Here is a 17972-nt window from a genome sequence, read left to right on the forward strand (position 1 = left end):
ACTTACGCCTTGTTTTTACGGTGCAATCGGCTTTCGATCTCTTGCCGGGCGGTGTGCGTGGCCTTGAGCGAGATGGTCGCGCTGCCATCCTCATTGTCTACCCGCGAAACGACGTCACCATTGCGGTAGAGCCAGTCGACGAGACCGAACTGCGCCGGCTCGATCGTCACCGCCATCTCTTCGAGCTCGCCCGACATCCTGGTCTCGATCAGCGCCTTCAGCGCGTCGATACCTTCGCCGGTGATGGCCGAGATGGCGATCGGCGGCGCCTTGGCATCGGCGCCATCGGCCAGAAGCCGCTCGCGGTTGCCGTCATCGAGCAGGTCGACCTTGTTCCACACCTCGATGACCCGGTTCGCATCGCCAGCGTCGACACCGAGATCGGCAAGGATGCGCTCGACGTCCTCGGCCTGGGCGGCCGTATCCGGATCTGAGATATCACGCAAATGGATGACCAGATCGGCCTCGACCACTTCTTCCAGCGTGGCGCGGAAGGCGGCGACCAGATGCGTCGGCAGGTCCGAAATGAAGCCGACTGTGTCCGACAGGATGATCGGCGTGCCGTGCGGCAGGCGCACGCGGCGCAGCGTCGGGTCGAGCGTTGCAAACAACATGTCTTCGGCCAGCACGTCGGCCCCGGTCAGCCGGTTGAACAGCGTCGATTTTCCGGCATTGGTGTAGCCGACGATCGCCACCACCGGGAACGGCACCTTCTTGCGCTTGGCCCGGTGCAGGTCGCGGGTGCGGCGCACCGTTTCCAGCTCATGCTTGAGCTTGATGATCTTTTCCTGCAGCTGCCGCCGGTCCGATTCGATCTGGGTTTCGCCGGGGCCGCCGAGGAAGCCGGCTCCGCCGCGCTGGCGTTCAAGGTGGGTCCAGCTCCGCACCAAGCGGCCCTTCTGGTAGTTGAGATGGGCAAGTTCGACCTGCAGCGTGCCCTCCTTGGTCCGCGCGCGCTCGCCAAAAATCTCCAGGATCAATCCGGTGCGGTCGAGCACCTTGGCATTCATTTCTTTTTCGAGATTGCGCTGCTGCACCGGCGTCAGCGGATGGTCGACGATGACCACCTCCGCGTGACCCTCTTTGACGATCTCGGCAAATTCCGCAACCTTGCCGCTGCCGAGCAAGGTCGCCGGGCGTGGATCGTTGACGGTGACCACCGCCGTGTGGATCAGATCCAGGTTGATGGCGCGGGCAAGGCCGACCGCTTCGTCGTGGCGCGCATCCGCCGAACGCGTCAGCCGTGGACGGTTCGTTTCGTCATCGTTGCGCTGATGCCGGGTAAGCACCGGCACAATGACAACCGCCCGGGTCGGACCTGTGGCTTCCGTCCCGGAATTATGTGCTGGTTTCCCGCGGACGCCGCGGTCCGCGTCTTTTTCACGTGCCAATCAGGCGCCCTGGCTTTCCTCGCCATCGAACATCTGAACCGGCTGGCTCGGCATGATCGTGGAAATGGCATGCTTGTAGACGAGCTGGGAGTGGCCGTCACGGCGCAGCAGAACACAAAAATTGTCGAAGGAAGTGACCACGCCGGTCAGCTTGACGCCGTTGATGAGAAAGATGGTGAGTGGATTTTTGCTCTTGCGAACAGAATTCAGGAACAGGTCCTGAAGGTTTTGCGATCGTTCCGCCATTGTTCTTGTCTTTCGCCGATCCCCTTCGGTTTGCAGGCTAATGCGCCAAATTAGCGGGCACATGTCAAGCTTGCAAACACCCCCTTGCCGTCAGTAACGACAAGCAGAACGAGATATATTGATGTGCAGTCCGTCTGTGCGGTTATCAGGCTGGACTTTTTTCCGCAACGTCAAAAAAGGCTTGCCGCAATGAAAGTGTTATCGAACCGGGGTGCCCATTGGCGACCGCGGCACCGTCGATTGCCACGACCGGCATGGCGATTGTCGTTGCCGAACTGATGAAAGCTTCTCGCGCAGCCTTGGCTTCAGTGACTGAAAAACCGCGCTCCTCGATCGTCAACCCGAGCTTTGCCGCCACTTCGAACATGGTCGTGCGGGTGATGCCGCGCAGGATGCCATGCTCCGCCGGCCGGGTGACCAGAACGCCGTCCCTTGTAACGATCCAGGCGTTGGACGAGCCGCCCTCCTTGACGTTGCCATCGGTGTCGACGAACCAGGCCTCCTGGGCGCCGGCCTCCTTGGCCTTCTGCTTGGCCAGTACGTTGGGCAGCAGGCCGGTGCTCTTGATGTCGACCCGGTCCCAACGGTTTTCCGGCACGGTGATGACCTTGATGCCCGCCTCGGCTCGCTTGGCGGCCGCCGCCGGGTCGGCCTTTCTGGCCGTAATCACTAGAGATGACGGTGTATCGGCGGGGAAAACGAAGTCGCGGCTGGCAACACCGCGCGTAACCTGGACATAGACCAGGCCGTTGACGACGTGGTTGCGCCGGACGATTTCGCGCAGAAGAAGCGGCAGCACACCCTTGGTGACCGGCCAGTCGATCGACAATTCGCTAAGGGAGCGGCTCAGCCGGGCAAGATGGCGCGGCATGTCGACGATAAAGCCCTGCGCCACCTCGCAGACCTCGTAGACGCCGTCGGCGAATTGATAGCCGCGATCCTCGATATGCACGGCAGCGTCGGCATGGGCGACATAGCGCCCGTTCACATAGGTAATGCGCGGCATGGGTGATCCCTCAGAAAAGTCCTGGTTTTTCTATGCGATTCCGCCGCTGCCGTAACCGGCAATTGAATGGGCCACAGCCCGCTGGACCAACAACAACGGGGGTCAGACCCCCAGCGACTTCAGTTTCCGGTGCAGCGCCGAGCGCTCCATGCCGATGAATTCGGCCGTCTTCGAGATGTTGCCGCCGAAACGGTTGATCTGGGCGATCAGATAGTCCTTCTCGAACTGTTCGCGCGCCTCGCGCAGCGGCAGCGCCATGATGTGCTGGTCGGACTGGTTCGGCGTGCGCGGCATGACATCGCCGATCTCCGACGGCAACAGGTCGGCGGTGATCGGCGCATCGATATCGTCGCCACGCGCCAGGATCATCAGCCGTTCGACATTGTTGCGCAGCTGGCGGACATTGCCCGGCCAGTTGTGCGCCTGCAGCACGGCAAGCGCATCATCGCCGATGCGGCGCGGCTTGATGCCGGCCTGACGCGCAATCTGCTTCATGAAATTATCGACGAGATAGGGAATGTCCTCTCGCCGCTCGGCCAGGCCCGGCACCATGACCGGAACCACCGCCAGGCGGTGATAGAGGTCTTCGCGAAAACGGCCGTCGGCGATCATCGCCTCCAGGTTCTGCGAGGTCGAGGAGATGATGCGGACGTCGACCTTGACCCGCTTGGTGCCGCCGACCCGCTCGAACTGCTGTTCGACCAGCACGCGCAAAATCTTGTTCTGCGTCTCGCGCGGCATGTCGGCCACTTCGTCGATGTAGAGAATGCCGCGGTGCGCCTCTTCAAGCGCGCCGACCTTGCGCTCGGTGCCGTTCGATTCGGTGCCGAACAGCTCGATCTCCATGCGCTCGGGCGTGATGTTGGCCGCGCTCAGCGTCACGAACGGCGCGCCCTTGCGCGTCGACAGCGTGTGGATGGCGCGCGCGGCGAGCTCCTTGCCCGAACCGGACGGACCGATGATCATGACGCGGCTGTTGGTCGGCGCAACGCGCTCGATGGTCTGGCGCAGCTGGCTCATCGCCGACGACATGCCGATCAAGTCGAAAGTTTCGCCGCTGCGCTGCTTGAGGTCGGACACCTCGCGCCGTAATTTCGAGGTTTCGAGCGCCCGCTCGGCGATCAGGATCAGCCTGTCGGCCTTGAACGGCTTCTCGATGAAATCATAGGCGCCGCGGCGGATGGCCGACACCGCTGTCTCGATATTGCCGTGGCCGGAGATCATCACCACCGGCAGGCTCGGATGCATCGTCTTGATCTCGTCGAGCAGCGCCAGCCCGTCGAGGCGCGAGCCCTGCAACCAGATGTCGAGGAAAATCAGCCGCGGCGCCCGGTCGGCGATTGCCGCGAGCGCGCTGTCGGCATCGAATGCCGTGCGGGTTTCATGCCCTTCGTCGCTCAATATGCCCGCGACGAGTTCACGGATGTCTTCCTCGTCATCGACGATGAGAATATCAGACGCCATTACCGACCTTTTCAGTTTCTCGTTCGTGTTCCGTTTCGCCTTGACCGCGTGGCGGCGCGGTTGCGGCAGCTGGCGGCAGGATGATCGAGATCATCGCGCCGCGTCCACCGTGGAAATCCGCGGGCGCATCGTGCAATTCGAGCCGCCCGCCATGGTCCTCCACGATCTTCTTGACGATGGCGAGACCGAGCCCGGTGCCCTTCTCGCGCGTCGTCATGTAGGGCTCGAGCAGCCTTTGGCGGTTCTCGCGCGGCAAGCCTTTGCCATTGTCGATGACGTCGATTCTGATCGCGCCATTCTGCCGGGCAGCTTGAATCCGGATTATGCCGTGCGAACCGTCCTTTTGTTCCAGCCCGTCAATCGCCTCGGCCGCGTTCTTGATGACGTTGCCGAAAGCCTGCGCCATCAATCGGCTATCGAACGTGCCCTTGAGCGGTTCGTTGCCGAACACGCGTTCGAAAGCAATGTCGGCGCGGCTGACTTCGACCAGGAACGACGCCTCGCGCAGCGATTCACGCAGATCGATGGCTTTCATCTCGGGCTTGGGCATGCGGGCGAAAGCCGAGAACTCGTCGACCATGCGGCCGATATCCTCGACCTGCCGGATGATCGTGTCGGTGCACTGGTCGAAAATCTCGCGGTCCTCGGTGATGACCTTGCCGAAGCGTCGCTTGATGCGCTCGGCCGAGAGCTGGATCGGCGTCAACGGGTTCTTGATTTCATGTGCGATACGCCGCGCCACATCCGCCCAGGCCGACGAGCGCTGTGCCTGGACGAGATCGGTGATGTCGTCGACCGTCACGACGTAGGATTTCTCCTCCTCGCCGTCGTCGCCGGCCTCGATGGTGATCTGCACGTTGAAGGTACGCTCGGCGCCGGTGCGATAGAAGGTGACCTGCTCGCGATAGACCGGCTTGCCGGATTTGCGGCCGATCTCGAAGACACGCCCGACATGCGGTAGCACGGCGGACAGGTTCTGCCCCAGCGCCGCCGTGGCCGATATGGCCAGCATCGTTTCGGCCGATTTGTTGACGATGGAGACGATGCCGTAGGGATCGACGCCGATGACGCCGGCGGTGACGCCGGCCAGCACCGCTTCCGAGAAACGACGCCGTTCGTCGATCAAATCCTTGGCCGACAGGATCTCGTTGCGCTGCGATTTAAGCTCCAGCAGCATCTTGTTGAACGTATCGCCAAGCGAGGCGACATCGCCGTCGGAAGGCCGTACCGGCACGGCGACATCGAGATTGCCGGTGGCAACCTCGTCAGCCGCGCCGATGAGCTGGCGGATGGGCCGCACCAGACGGTCGGCCACCGCTATGCCGGTCCAGATGGCCGACAGGATGATGATCAGCGTCAGTGACAGATAGGGCAGCGCGAACGCCACCTGCGACGTCCGCCTGTTGTCTTCCAGGCCGCGATATTCGGCGGTGTTGGACTGGACGATCGCCCTCGCCTTGATCACTTCGGGGTCGACCAGGCGATTGGTGTAGAGGTAGAGGCCTTCGATCTCCCGCAGCTTGATGATGGCGCCCATGATGTTGCGCGTCTTCGGCTCGATCAGCACCGGTTTGCCGTCGGCCGCGGCGCTGACCGCGCCCTCCGGCGGTGGCGGCATAGAGAAATCCGCATCGGTCTTCGCGCTCATGACAAAGGAGCCGTCTTCCCTGACCAGCGCCGCATGCACCAGGCTCCTGCCCACGGCTTCCTTGTTCATCAGGTCGAGAAAGCCGGTTCGATCGAGGCCGTAAAGCGTGCGCGAGGCGTCGAGATCATAGGCCATCGACAGCGTCGTGCCCTGAAGATTACGAGCGTTTTCCTGCACATAGGCGTCGGCGATCGACAGCGACGAGTTGACGATCGCCTTGGTGCGGATTTCGAACCAGCGGTCGAGGCCGATATCGAGCGTGATCGAGGCAATGATGGCCACCATGATGGCGGGGATGGCCGCGACCAGCGCAAACATCGTCACGATGCGCACATGCAGCCGTGACGCCGCCTTGCCGTGCCGGCGCGCCATGGTGATGCGATGCACCTCGCGGCCGACCAGAGCAATCAGCGCCAGCACAAATAAGGCATTGGCCGCAATCAGCGTCAGCGTTGTGTTTGCGTCTGGCGTGATCGGCGTGGCGCCGACAAGAATCGCAAACGAGATTGCCGCCGTAACCAGCGCGCCGGCAATTGCCACAACGCCAGGCAACGCAAGCAGCCGCCGTCCATCCCTCTGGCCGGGTCTGCTGAAAAGCGGTTCGTTTGATGTGAGAGCTTGCGAAGCCATGTCGCCGTCTAAGAGCCAGTGATTGCGTTGGATGTATGCAACGCATTGTGGCGATTATGCAACAAGTGTGGCCGTGACGGAAATCTTTCGGCCGCCGATCCCCTGAAAAGGGGATGACCTCGCGTCACTTCGGGCAGCAGGCGCTCATGATCTCGACGATTTGTACACGTTGACACCCAGCTCGCGAATCTTCTTGCGCAACGTGTTGCGGTTGAGGCCCAGCAGTTCGGCGGCCTTGATCTGGTTGCCGCGGGTTGCCGTCATCGAGGCAAGGACCAGCGGATATTCGACCTCCGACAAGATGCGTTGATAGAGACCTGCCGGCGGCAAATCACCGGCAAAAGAGGCGAAATAGCGCTGCAGGAAGTGCTCCACCGCCTGGCCGATGGACAGATCGTCCGGGATCAAATTGCCGCCGCCGGGAATGACCGGCCTTTCGCCTGTCTTCAGTTCGGCCTCGATGATCTCGGCTGATATTTCGTCCTGCGAATAGAGCGCCGCAAGCCGGCGCACCAGGTTTTCCAGCTCGCGCACGTTTCCCGGCCACGGATAGCGCTTCATCAATTCGATGCCGCCGGTCGAAATGCGCTTGGTCTGCAAGCCTTCGCTGGCGCCGATCTTGAAGAAATGCCGCACCAGGTCGGGAATGTCTTCCGACCTCTCACGCAAGCCCGGCAGTCTCAGCGGCACGACATTCAGGCGATAGAACAGATCCTCGCGGAAAAGCCCCTGGTTGATCAGCGTGCGCAGATCCTTGTTGGTGGCGGCGACGATGCGTACATCGGTCTTGATCGGCGTGCGCCCGCCGACCGTTGTGTATTCGCCCTGCTGCAGCACGCGCAGCAGCCGCGTCTGCGCCTCCATCGGCATGTCGCCGATCTCGTCGAGGAACAGCGTGCCGCCCTCGGCCTGCTCGAAGCGGCCGGTCGAGCGGTTCTGTGCGCCGGTGAAGGCGCCCTTCTCGTGGCCGAACAGCTCCGATTCGATCAAATCGCGCGGGATCGCCGCCATGTTGATGGCAACGAACGGACCGCCGCGGCGACGGCCATATTCGTGCAACGCGCGCGCCACCAATTCCTTGCCGGTGCCGGACTCGCCCGAGATCATCACCGTCAAGTCGGTCTGCATCATGCGCGCCAGCATCCGGTAGATGTCCTGCATGGCGGCCGAGCGGCCAACCAGCGGCATCGAGTCAGGCTGCTCTTCCGGCCGCGTATCGATCTTCGGTCGCCGCGGCTCGGACAGCGCCCGGTTGACGATATTGAGCAGCTCGGTCAGGTCGAACGGCTTCGGCAGATACTCGTAAGCACCTGTTTCGGAAGCCCGAATCGCCGTCATGAAAGTGTTTTGCGCGCTCATCACGATGACCGGCAGCTCCGGCCGCGCCTTCTTGATGCGCGGCAGCATGTCGAAGGCATTTTCATCAGGCATCACCACGTCGGTGATGACGAGATCGCCCTCGCCCGCCGCCACCCAGCGCCACAGCGTCGAGGCGTTGGAGGTCACGCGCACCTCATGGCCGACGCGCGACAGCGCCTGATTGAGCACGGTGCGGATGGCCGCATCGTCGTCGGCGACGAGAATATTGCCGCGAACCGTCATTTGCGGTCTCCTTCGCCTTCATCATCGGCAGTGTCGATGGGTGTTTCTTTCCAGGCCGGCATCAGGATTCGGAAGGTGGTGCCGCGCGGCGTCGAATCGCATTCGATGATGCCGCCATGCTCGCCGACGATTTTCGCCACCAGCGCCAGGCCGAGCCCCGAGCCGTTCGGCTTGGTGGTGATGAACGGATCGAACAGGATCGGCAGAATGTCTTCCGAGACGCCCGACCCATTGTCGCGCACGCAGAATTCCAGCGGCAGCGAGACGCGGTCCTGGGTTCCGGGAACGGAAACGCGGATGCCCGGCCTGAACGCCGTCGACAGCACGATCTCGCCCTGCGGATCGCCGCCGATCGCCTCGGCGGCATTCTTGACCAGGTTGAGGAACACCTGGATCAGTTGGTCGCGGTTGGCGAAAACCGGAGGCAATGATGGATCATAGTCCTCCAATATCCTGATTCGCTTGGCAAAACCGTTCTTCGCGATTGCCTTCACATGGTCCAGAACGACATGGATGTTGACAGGATAGCGGTCAATCGGCCGCTCGTCGGAAAACACTTCCATGCGGTCGACCAGGGAGACGATACGATCGGTCTCGTCGGTGATGAGGCGGGTCAGCGCGCGATCCTCGTCGGACGCCGAGAGTTCGAGCAGCTGTGCGGCGCCACGTATGCCGGACAGCGGGTTCTTGATCTCATGTGCCAGCATGGCGGCAAGGCCGGTGACCGAACGCGCGGCACCCCTGTGTGTCATCTGGCGGTCGATCTTGTCGGCCATCGAGCGTTCCTGGAACATCACCACGATCGAGCCTGGGAATTCCGGCACCGGCGCGACATAGAGATCAACGACCTTCTCGATGCCGAGACGCGGCGACGACACGTCGACACGGTATTCGTTGACCGGCGCACGGCGCTCGCGCACCTGGTCGACCAGCTGCAACAGCGGGCTGCCGAACGGGATCAGCTTGGAGAGTGTGTTGCGGGCAAGCATGTTGGCACTTGAGCGGAAGAAGTCTTCCGCATCGGCATTGGCGTAGGTGATGAACCCGTCCGGATCGACCATGATGACGGGACGGCGGATGGTGTTCAGCACTATACTGGCGGCATCCGCCATGTCGGAGCTCGGTGTGACGGTGGCGTTCATGCGGCGCTCCGCAAGGGCGTGGCTTCGCCGGAAAACACCTCATGCAGCAAGGCAATGACGCGGGCGGGTTCGAAAGAGGTGAGGATGGCTTTCCGCCGCTCATCGGAAACGCCAGCAGCGTGGCGGTCGAGATACCAGCCGAGATGCTTGCGCGCCTGGCGCAAGCCGCTTTCGACGCCGTAAAGCGTCAGCATGTCCTCGTAGTGGGAAACGATGTAGTCGGCCATGGCTTGCGGGCTTTCCGGCACGCCGGAGAGCGCGTCGCCCGCAGCCTTCGCCGCAATGCGGCCCGCCGTCCATGGCGCGCCATAATGGGCACGACCGATCATCACCGCGTCGGCGCCCGACTGTTCAAGGATTTCGGCGGCCTCCGCGGGCGAGCCCACATCGCCGTTGGCGACCACCGGGATCGAGACGGCGTCCTTGATGCGGGCGATGGCGCCCCAATCGGCCTTGCCTTGATAAAACTGGCAGCGCGTGCGCCCATGCACGGTCACCATTTTAACACCGGCCTCTTCGGCGCGGCGCGCCAAAACGGGTGCATTGAGCGCATTGTCGTCCCAGCCGAGCCGCATCTTGACCGTGACCGGCACCTGGATCGCGCCGACCACCGCTTCGATCAGTGACAGCGCGTGGTCGAGATCGCGCATCAGCGCCGAGCCGGCATAGCCGCCGGTCACCTTCTTGGCCGGGCAGCCCATATTGATGTCGATGATGTCGGCGCCCTCGCCGGCAGCGATGCGCGCGCCCTCGGCCATGTGCTCGGCCTCGCGGCCAGCAAGCTGAACCATATGGACGGGCAGCCCGGAATGACGGATGCGCAGGTCGCAGCCGGCCCTGCCCTTGGCAAGCTCGCCGCTCGCCACCATTTCCGACACGACCAGGCCCGCGCCATGCGCGTAGGCGCGCTGCCGGAACGGCTCGTCCGTTATTCCCGACATGGGCGCGAGGAAGACGCGGTTGCGGATCGTAACGCCGCCAATGTCGAGCGGCGAAGCCAATTTTGTCACTTCAGGCATGCACAAAAACCAAGCATATCGGATTGCTGCACATTCTCTAGCCATAAGAAAGGCATTGTGCAACGCGCAATGACGTCACATTGCGGCGCATTTGGGAAAATGCTGGCCTTCGCCATAAGCCGCGACTAAGCCTCTCGGCATGACAGACGCAAGCGAAAAACCGGCCGAGGCGACGACCGACAAGGTCGGCTTGGTCATCGTTGCCGCCGGTCGCGGCGCGCGTGCCGGAAAGGCCGACGGGCCGAAGCAATATCAACGCATCGGTGGCCGTGCCGTCATCGCGCGCACGCTGGAGACGTTCCTGGCGCATCCCAAAATTGGCCCCGTCGTCGTCGCCATCCATGCCGATGACCGCGCGCTTTTCGACAAGGCAGCCGGCGTGTATGCCGAGCGGGTTACCGCCGTGGTCGGTGGCGAGTCGCGCCAGGCATCGGTCCGGCTCGGCCTGCTGGCGCTGAGGGACCGTACGCCCGGCCGTGTCCTTGTCCATGACGCGGTGCGGCCCTTTGTCGACGCGGCCCTGATCGACCGTACCATCGCCGCCATTGGCGAGCGGCAGGGCGCGCTGCCCGCTTTGCCCGTCGCCGATACGCTGAAGCGCGAGTCGACGACCGGCATGATCGAAGAGACGGTGCCAAGGGCCGGCCTTCATGCCGCCCAGACGCCGCAAGGCTTTCCGTTCTGGCCGTTGCTCGCCGCGCATGAAAAGGCCCATCATCTCGGCAAGGCGGATTTCACCGACGATGCCGCGATCGCCGAATGGGCGCATATTCCGGTAAAAATCGTCGAGGGGTCGCCGGACAATGTCAAATTGACCTGGGCAAGGGATATTGCGATGGCAGATCAACGGCTTACTGGCGAGCGTTTTCCAGACATTCGCACCGGCAATGGCTATGACGTGCACGCCTTCGAGGCCGGCGACCATGTCACCCTGTGCGGCGTCGCCATTCCGCACGGCAAGAAGCTTTCCGGCCATTCGGATGCCGATGTCGGCCTGCACGCGCTGACCGATGCGCTGCTCGCCACTTGCGGCGCCGGCGACATCGGCACGCATTTCCCGCCTTCCGATCCGCAATGGAAGGGCGCGGCGTCAAAGATCTTCGTCGAGCATGCGGCCAGGTTGGTGCGCGAACGCGGCGGCCGCATCGCCAATGCCGACATCACGCTGATCTGCGAGGCGCCGCGCGTCGGCCCGCATCGCGGGGCCATGACCAATGCGCTGTCGGCGATGCTGGGCATTTCCAGCGATCGCATCTCGATCAAGGCGACGACGAACGAGAAACTCGGCTTTGTCGGCCGCGAGGAAGGCATCGCCGCCATCGCCACCGCCAGTGTCGTCTTCCCCGGGGAGGTTCCCGCATGAACAACAGCGATCTTGCCAACGCCCTGCTCCAGGTCTGCCAGCAACGCGGCATCATGCTGGCGACGGCCGAGAGCTGCACCGGCGGCATGATCATCTCGGCACTGACCGACATTGCCGGCTCGTCCGCTGTCGTCGATCGCGGCCTCATCACCTATTCCGATGAAGCAAAGATGGAGATGCTCGGCGTCTCGCCCGCCACACTCGAGGCGCATGGCGCCGTCTCGCGCGAAACGGTTCTGGAGATGGCGGAGGGCGCTCTGGCCCGCTCGCGCGCCGGGCTTGCGCTTGCCGTCACCGGCATTGCCGGCCCAGGCGGCGGCTCGCCGGAAAAACCGGTCGGCCTCGTCTGGTTCGGAGTTGCCCTAAGAGGTGGGCCGGTGGCTGCCGAGCTCAATATGTTTGCCGACAATGGCCGCGACTTCATCCGCCGCGAGACGGTCAAGCATGCGCTGGAGATCGGCCTGCGCGCGCTCGGCGACACTCATGAGATGGGCGTCGTTCCGTAGATGACGTCCGCACGTTTTTCGAAGGCTTCGGAAAACATGCGGAAGGCGCGATCGAACATGGTGCCCATCAACACGCCGAGGATGCGGCTCTTGAACTCGTAGTCGATGAAGAAGCGAACGTTGCAGCCGCCGCCGTCGGCCGGCTCGAAGCGCCAGATATTGCTGAGATATTTGAACGGCCCATCGATGTATTTGACGTCGATTGTGTTCTCGTCCGGCTTCAGCAGCACCTGCGTCGTAAAGGTCTCGCGGATCGCCTTGTAGCCGATGCTCATATCGGCGAGGAGAATGGTGCGGCGATCACGCTCCTTGCGAGAGCGCACCGTCAGCGCCTCGCACAGCGGCAGAAATTCAGGATAGGTCTCGATATCGGCGACCAGCGCAAACATCTGCTCCGGCGTGTGGGCAACGCGGCGTGTGGCTTCGAATTTCGGCATTGAAGCAGGATTTAACTGGCTTTTTTGAGCTGCGCCTCACGCGCCGCCCGCAGCCTGGCGAAATCGTCACCGGCATGATGCGAGGAGCGCGTCAGCGGGCTCGACGCCACCAGCAGGAAACCCTTGGTCTTGCCGATCGTCGCGAAGGAGTTGAACTCCTCCGGCGTGACGAAGCGGATCACCGGGTGGTGTTTCTTCGACGGCTGCAGATACTGGCCAATGGTCATGAAGTCGACATTGGCCGAGCGCAGGTCATCCATCAGTTGCAGGATCTCGTTCCGCTCTTCGCCGAGGCCGACCATGATGCCGGACTTCGTGAAGATCGACGGGTCGAGCTCCTTGACCCGCTGCAACAGCCGGATCGAGTGGAAATAGCGAGCACCCGGCCGCACCGTCAGGTAGTTCGACGGCACGGTTTCGAGATTGTGGTTGAAGACATCGGGCTTGGCCGCCACGACGATCTCCAGCGCGCCCTCCTTGCGCAGGAAATCGGGCGTCAGGATTTCGATCGTGGTCAAGGGCGTCGCTGCTCGGATCGCCCGGATAACCTCGGCGAAATGCTGCGCGCCGCCATCGGCGAGATCATCGCGGTCGACCGAGGTGATGACGACATGGGTCAGCCCCATCTGCTTGACGGCATGCGCGACACGCGCCGGCTCATCGGCATCGAGCGCGGTGGGAATGCCGGTGGCGACATTGCAGAAGGCGCAAGCGCGCGTGCAGATCTCGCCCATGATCATGAAGGTGGCGTGCTTCTTTTCCCAGCACTCGCCGATATTGGGGCAGCCGGCCTCTTCGCACACCGTGACCAGCTTGTGCGACTTCACGATCTCGCGAGTTTCGGCATAGCCCTTCGACATCGGCGCCTTGACGCGGATCCAGTCGGGTTTGCGCAGCACGTCCTGATCAGGCTTGTGTGCCTTCTCGGGGTGCCGCAGGCGCGGCGCGTTGGCGATCGTGTCGAGAACAGTGACCATCTCAAACCTGACTTGTTGGCGTCTGCCCGTCGGCATTCGCCCTTCTGGCGTCATCTAGGACTTTTCGGTGCAAAGAAAAAGGCTGCGGCGGCGCATGCCGCCACAGCCTTTTTCGCATAGCGGGGATCCAGAGCAATTCCAGGAAAAGTGTGACACGGTTTTCCGTCCGGAATTGCGTCAGAAGAACGAGATAAAACGGCGAGCCGTTTTATCGGCGAATGAGCCGCCCGGCAAAGATCAGCAGGCAGGCGCCGATGAAGCCGGTGATCAGGTAGGCGAGCCAGCCGACACCGAAGGGTTCGATGTTGAGCGCCCTGAGAATTGCGTTCAGCACCACCGCGCCGACAATGCCCATAATGATGTTCATCAAGACGCCGGTATTGCTCTTCATGACCATCTCGGCCAGCCACCCGGCCAAACCGCCGATGATGATGGCCGCAATCCAGCCCACGCCATTCACGTCCATATGCCAACTCCTCCAGTGTCAGGTGAAAATGCATCCGGAAACGAACTGTCTTGCCGTAAGGTTCCTCCGGCGCATGCGTCTGAGTCTCGCGGCACCAATTTATCACGCGTTGAGCGCACGGCCATAGGCATCGAGCACGCTTTCCTTCATCATCTCCGACAGCGTCGGATGCGGGAAGATGGTGTGCATCAGCTCTTCCTCGGTGGTCTCCAGGTTCATCGCCACGACAAAGCCCTGGATCAGCTCCGTCACCTCGGCGCCGACCATATGCGCGCCGAGCAGCTGGCCGGTTTTCTTGTCGAAGATGGTCTTGATGAAGCCCTGGTCCTCGCCAAGCGCGATCGCCTTGCCGTTGGCGCCGAACTGGAAACGGCCGACGCGGATGTCCTTGCCTTCAGCCTTCGCCTTGGCTTCGGTGAGCCCGACCGAGGCGACCTGCGGGTTGCAATAGGTGCAGCCCGGGATCTTCAGCTTGTCTGTCGCATGCACGCCGGGGAAATTGGCGATCTTCTCGATGCAGACCACGCCTTCATGCTCGGCCTTGTGGGCGAGCATCGGCGGTCCGGCGACATCGCCGATAGCGTAGATGCCGGGAACGTTGGTCTTGCCATAGCCGTCAATGACGACGCAGCCGCGATCGGTCTTCACGCCGAGCGTCTCGAGGCCGAGATTATCGATGTTGCCCTGCACGCCGACGGCCGAGATCATGCGGTCGGCGGTGATCTTCTCGACCTTGCCGTCCTTCATCTCGACATGGGCGGTGATCGAGTTGGCACCCTTCTCGACCTTGGTCACCTTGGCCTCGAGGATGATTTTCATGCCCTGCTTCTCGAACTGCTTCTGCGCGAATTTCGAGACCTCGGCATCCTCGACCGGCATCACCGCCGGCAACAGCTCGACCACCGTCACCTCGGCGCCCATGGTGCGGTAGAAGGAGGCGAACTCGATGCCGATGGCGCCCGAACCCATGACCAGCAGCGACTTCGGCATCTCCTTCGGCACCATCGCCTCGAAATAGGTCCAGATCAGCTTGCCGTCCGGCTCGATGCCGGGCAGCGCGCGCGGCCGGGCGCCGGTGGCGAGAATAATGTGCTTGGCGGTATAGGTGCCCTCGCCCTTGACGCCCTTGGGCACCGGCGGCTGCGGCTCCATCGGCTTCTTCGCCGTCTTGGAGACGACGATTTCACCCGGCTTGGAGAGCTTGGCCTCGCCCCAGATAACGTCGACCTTGTTCTTCTTCATCAGGAAGGCGACGCCGCCATTGAGCCTCAACGACACTTTGCGCGAGCGGTCGACGACAGCGGCCGTGTCGGCGCTGACCTTGCCGCCTTCGAGCTTCAGGCCGTAGTCCTTCAGATGATCGGAATAGTGCATGATCTCGGCCGAGCGCAGCAGCGCCTTGGTCGGGATGCAGCCCCAGTTGAGGCAGATGCCGCCGAGATGCTCGCGCTCGACGATCGCCGTCTTGAAGCCGAGCTGGGCGGAGCGCACCGCCGTGACATAGCCGCCGGGGCCTGAGCCGATGATTATGACGTCGTAGGATTCAGCCACGGGGTTTCTCCCTGATTTTCTCTAGAGTTCCAGCATCACACGCACCAATGGCGCCAATGCGTCACCTATATTGCGCGTGTTTTCGGCATCGAGATGGACGCCGTCGATCGGTGTGGTCTCGGCCACCGTGCCGGCATCGAAAAAGCCGCAGCCGGCCTCGTCGGCGAGCGCGGAATATTGCGGCGCCAGCCGCTTCGAGGCCTCGTCGCCGCCGGCAAACATTTCCTTGAATTCGGCATTGTCGGTGCGGCTGACCGCTGGTGGCGCGACGATCAGGATTTGCGGCGCGGCCCAGTCGAACGGATAATCGTGGCCGCGCACGATGTCGATCAGCCGCTGCACCCCCTGCTTGGCCGCGACCGGATTGCCGTGGATCCAGGGCTTCATGTCGTTGGCGCCGAGCATGACGATGATCAGGTCGAGCGGCGCATGGCTGGTCAGGATCGTCGGCAGCACCTTGGCGCCATTGCGGTCGGCACCAGCCAGGTGATCGTCGAAAGCCGTGGTGCGGCCGTTCAGACCTTCGGCAATGACTTCGATATCATCGTCGCCCAACGCCGCCTTGAGCACGCTCGGCCAGCGATCTTCCAGCGCATGGCGCCCGAGGCTCGCCGCGTCATAGCCCCAGGTCAGGGAATCGCCGTAGCAGAGGATCGTCTTCATGCACCCGCACCCGCCTCCGCCCTAAGCCCGCGCCGTACGCGCCATCCCACGAGCAGCCACTGCACGATAACCGTGGCGATGCTTGGCAAAATCAGACCGGCGACAACGGGGAGATCGCCCGACCACTGGGCCTTGCCCGGCGGCTGAGAGAAGGTCCAGGCAATCAGCCCGATCCCGGCCAGCACGAACAACGCAATCCCAACAAGCCCCGTCAGGTTTATCGCCCTTTGCGGGTTTGGCACGAACTGCGCGATGAAAAACGCCACCGTCGCAACGATGGTGACCAGCGCCGAAACCATGAAGACCAGGATGTATTCGGAATTCGCATTGGTGACGATTGCCAGCCACAGCGCCACCAGCCCGCCGGCCAGGCCGGAAAGGATCAGGGCGAAAAGGCTGGTGACGAATTTCCGCACAGCCTTTTTCCTTCCTAGACCAGCATGCCCATCGGATTTTCGATCATGCGCTTGAAGGCGACCAGAAGTTCGGCGCCGAGCGCTCCGTCGACGGCGCGGTGATCGGTCGACAGCGTCACCGACATGACGTTGGCGATTTTGATCTCGCCATTCTTGACCACCGGCCGCTGCTCGCCCGCACCCACGGCCAGGATCGTCGCATGCGGCGGGTTGATGACGGCGGCAAAGTCCTTGATGCCGAACATGCCGAGATTGGAAACCGCCGTCGTGCCGCCTTGATATTCCTCAGGCTTCAGCTTGCGGCTGCGCGCACGGCTCGCCAGATCCTTCATCTCGTTGGAGATAGTGGACAGCGTCTTTTCGTCGGCGTGGCGGATGATCGGTGTGATCAGGCCGCCGGGGATCGACACGGCAACGCCGACATCGGCGTGCTTGTGCTTGGCCATGGCGCTTTCGGTCCACGATGCATTGGCATCCGGCACCGCCATCAGCGCCATCGCCATCGCCTTGATCACCATGTCGTTGACCGACAGCTTGTAGACGGGCACTTCGCCCTTGTCGGTCTTCTTCATCGGAGCCGCCGCATTGATCTGTGTGCGCAGCGCCAGCAGGGCATCGAGCTCGCAGTCGAGCGTCAGGTAGAAATGCGGGATGGTTGTCTTGGCCTCGACCAGGCGGCGCGCAATGGTCTTGCGCATATTGTCGTGCGGGACGAGCTCGTAGGACCCTTCGGCAAACAGCTTCAGCACCTGTTCGTCCGACATCGCCTTGGGTGCCGGAGCCGGAGCCGCAGGTGCCGGAGCGCCGGCAGGTGCGGCTTTCGCGGCCGGCGCGGCCTTGGCGCCACCGCCGGCGATCGCCGCCTCGACATCGGCCTTGACGACACGGCCATGCGGGCCGGTGCCACTCACGGCGGACACATCGACGCCGGCGTCTTTGGCGATGCGCCGCGCCAGCGGCGAGGCGAAAGTGCGCTCGCCTGACGATTGGCTGATCTCCCCCCTTGTGGGGGAGATGGCCGGCAGGCCAGAGGGGGGCGCGACAGACTGAGAGGTCGGCGGGACAGCGCCCCCCTCCGTCGACTTCGTCGACATCTCCCCCACGGGTGGGGAGATTGACGCCTTATCCTGTTTGGCATCGGCTTTCGCGGGCGCGGCATCGCCGCCGCCCTTTGCCGCCGCCCCTGCATCCTCGCCTTCGCCAGCCAGAATGGCGATCAGAGCATTGACCTTGACGCCTTCGGTGCCGGCCGGAACGACGAGCTTGGCGACGGTGCCCTCATCGACGGCCTCGACTTCCATCGTCGCCTTGTCGGTCTCGATCTCGGCGATCACGTCGCCCGGCGAAACCTTGTCGCCCTCCTTGACCAGCCACTTGGAAAGATTGCCCTCTTCCATCGTGGGCGAGAGCGCCGGCATGGTGATGTTGATTGGCATGATGTCCTC

At 62.9% G+C, this 17972-nt stretch carries 17 protein-coding genes; 2 read left to right on the plus strand and 15 right to left on the minus strand.

The features are described 5' to 3' along the window. Positions 1 to 2 precede the first annotated feature (2 nt). The 8 genes from hflX to dusB all read right to left on the minus strand — a co-directional run bounded on the left by hflX (position 3) and on the right by dusB (position 10148). Positions 3 to 1391 (minus strand): GTPase HflX, encoded by a 1389-nt coding sequence (hflX, locus tag X728_RS146690; RefSeq protein WP_023832198.1) that lies wholly within the window; start codon positions 1389 to 1391, stop codon positions 3 to 5. Continuing rightward, positions 1392 to 1637, minus strand: a complete 246-nt coding sequence (hfq, locus tag X728_RS146685; protein WP_006202172.1) for an RNA chaperone Hfq — start codon at positions 1635 to 1637, stop codon at positions 1392 to 1394. 145 nt (positions 1638 to 1782) lie between these two features. Continuing rightward, positions 1783 to 2643: a D-amino-acid transaminase gene (locus X728_RS146680; RefSeq protein ID WP_023701734.1), complete on the minus strand. Its 861-nt coding sequence runs from the start codon at positions 2641 to 2643 to the stop codon at positions 1783 to 1785. Between the two features lie 102 nt (positions 2644 to 2745). Beyond that, on the minus strand, positions 2746 to 4107 hold the full coding sequence (locus X728_RS146675; protein ID WP_023668929.1) for a sigma-54 dependent transcriptional regulator: 1362 nt from the start codon (positions 4105 to 4107) through the stop codon (positions 2746 to 2748). After that, positions 4097 to 6385, minus strand: a complete 2289-nt coding sequence (locus X728_RS146670) for a PAS domain-containing sensor histidine kinase (RefSeq protein WP_023668928.1) — start codon at positions 6383 to 6385, stop codon at positions 4097 to 4099. The genes X728_RS146675 and X728_RS146670 overlap by 11 nt, the downstream gene beginning before the upstream one ends. Positions 6386 to 6529: 144 nt before the next feature. After that, entirely contained in the window at positions 6530 to 7987 is a 1458-nt protein-coding gene (ntrC, locus tag X728_RS146665; RefSeq protein WP_023832199.1) for a nitrogen regulation protein NR(I), read from the minus strand. After that, on the minus strand, positions 7984 to 9129 hold the full coding sequence (locus X728_RS146660) for a nitrogen regulation protein NR(II) (protein WP_023706549.1): 1146 nt from the start codon (positions 9127 to 9129) through the stop codon (positions 7984 to 7986). Before X728_RS146660 ends, ntrC begins: the two co-directional genes overlap by 4 nt. Further along, positions 9126 to 10148 (minus strand): tRNA dihydrouridine synthase DusB, encoded by a 1023-nt coding sequence (dusB, locus tag X728_RS146655; protein ID WP_023832200.1) that lies wholly within the window; start codon positions 10146 to 10148, stop codon positions 9126 to 9128. The genes X728_RS146660 and dusB overlap by 4 nt, the downstream gene beginning before the upstream one ends. 139 nt (positions 10149 to 10287) lie before the next feature. Here dusB and X728_RS146650 point away from each other — a divergent pair, with 139 nt between their 5' ends. Together X728_RS146650 and X728_RS146645 are read left to right on the plus strand one after the other, a co-directional pair. Continuing rightward, positions 10288 to 11511 (plus strand): bifunctional 2-C-methyl-D-erythritol 4-phosphate cytidylyltransferase/2-C-methyl-D-erythritol 2,4-cyclodiphosphate synthase, encoded by a 1224-nt coding sequence (locus tag X728_RS146650; RefSeq protein ID WP_023832201.1) that lies wholly within the window; start codon positions 10288 to 10290, stop codon positions 11509 to 11511. Beyond that, positions 11508 to 12017 carry a CinA family protein gene (locus X728_RS146645; protein WP_023696095.1) on the plus strand — a complete coding sequence of 170 codons (510 nt, stop codon included), beginning with the start codon at positions 11508 to 11510 and terminating at the stop codon, positions 12015 to 12017. The genes X728_RS146650 and X728_RS146645 overlap by 4 nt, the downstream gene beginning before the upstream one ends. Here X728_RS146645 and X728_RS146640 read toward each other — a convergent pair. The 7 genes from X728_RS146640 to X728_RS146610 form a co-directional block, all read right to left on the minus strand. After that, positions 11993 to 12454: a type II toxin-antitoxin system RatA family toxin gene (locus X728_RS146640; RefSeq protein WP_023736661.1), complete on the minus strand. Its 462-nt coding sequence runs from the start codon at positions 12452 to 12454 to the stop codon at positions 11993 to 11995. The genes X728_RS146645 and X728_RS146640 overlap by 25 nt on opposite strands. 11 nt (positions 12455 to 12465) lie before the next feature. After that, a complete protein-coding gene (gene lipA / locus X728_RS146635; RefSeq protein WP_023688453.1) occupies positions 12466 to 13431 on the minus strand; it encodes a lipoyl synthase in 966 nt (321 codons plus the stop codon). Between the two features lie 208 nt (positions 13432 to 13639). After that, positions 13640 to 13897 carry a GlsB/YeaQ/YmgE family stress response membrane protein gene (locus X728_RS146630; protein WP_023668920.1) on the minus strand — a complete coding sequence of 86 codons (258 nt, stop codon included), beginning with the start codon at positions 13895 to 13897 and terminating at the stop codon, positions 13640 to 13642. Positions 13898 to 13999: 102 nt separating this feature from the next. Beyond that, positions 14000 to 15448 (minus strand): dihydrolipoyl dehydrogenase, encoded by a 1449-nt coding sequence (gene lpdA / locus X728_RS146625; RefSeq protein WP_023668919.1) that lies wholly within the window; start codon positions 15446 to 15448, stop codon positions 14000 to 14002. A gap of 21 nt (positions 15449 to 15469) precedes the next feature. After that, a complete protein-coding gene (locus tag X728_RS146620; RefSeq protein WP_023668918.1) occupies positions 15470 to 16111 on the minus strand; it encodes an SGNH/GDSL hydrolase family protein in 642 nt (213 codons plus the stop codon). Further along, on the minus strand, positions 16108 to 16527 hold the full coding sequence (locus X728_RS146615; protein ID WP_023832202.1) for a hypothetical protein: 420 nt from the start codon (positions 16525 to 16527) through the stop codon (positions 16108 to 16110). The genes X728_RS146620 and X728_RS146615 overlap by 4 nt, the downstream gene beginning before the upstream one ends. A 14-nt stretch (positions 16528 to 16541) precedes the next feature. Continuing rightward, complete coding sequence (locus X728_RS146610) at positions 16542 to 17963, minus strand: pyruvate dehydrogenase complex dihydrolipoamide acetyltransferase (RefSeq protein WP_023832203.1); 1422 nt, start codon at positions 17961 to 17963, stop codon at positions 16542 to 16544. Positions 17964 to 17972: the final 9 nt, after the last annotated feature.

Origin of the sequence: Mesorhizobium sp. L103C119B0 (genome assembly GCF_000502235.1) — a bacterium.
Classification (GTDB): domain Bacteria; phylum Pseudomonadota; class Alphaproteobacteria; order Rhizobiales; family Rhizobiaceae; genus Mesorhizobium.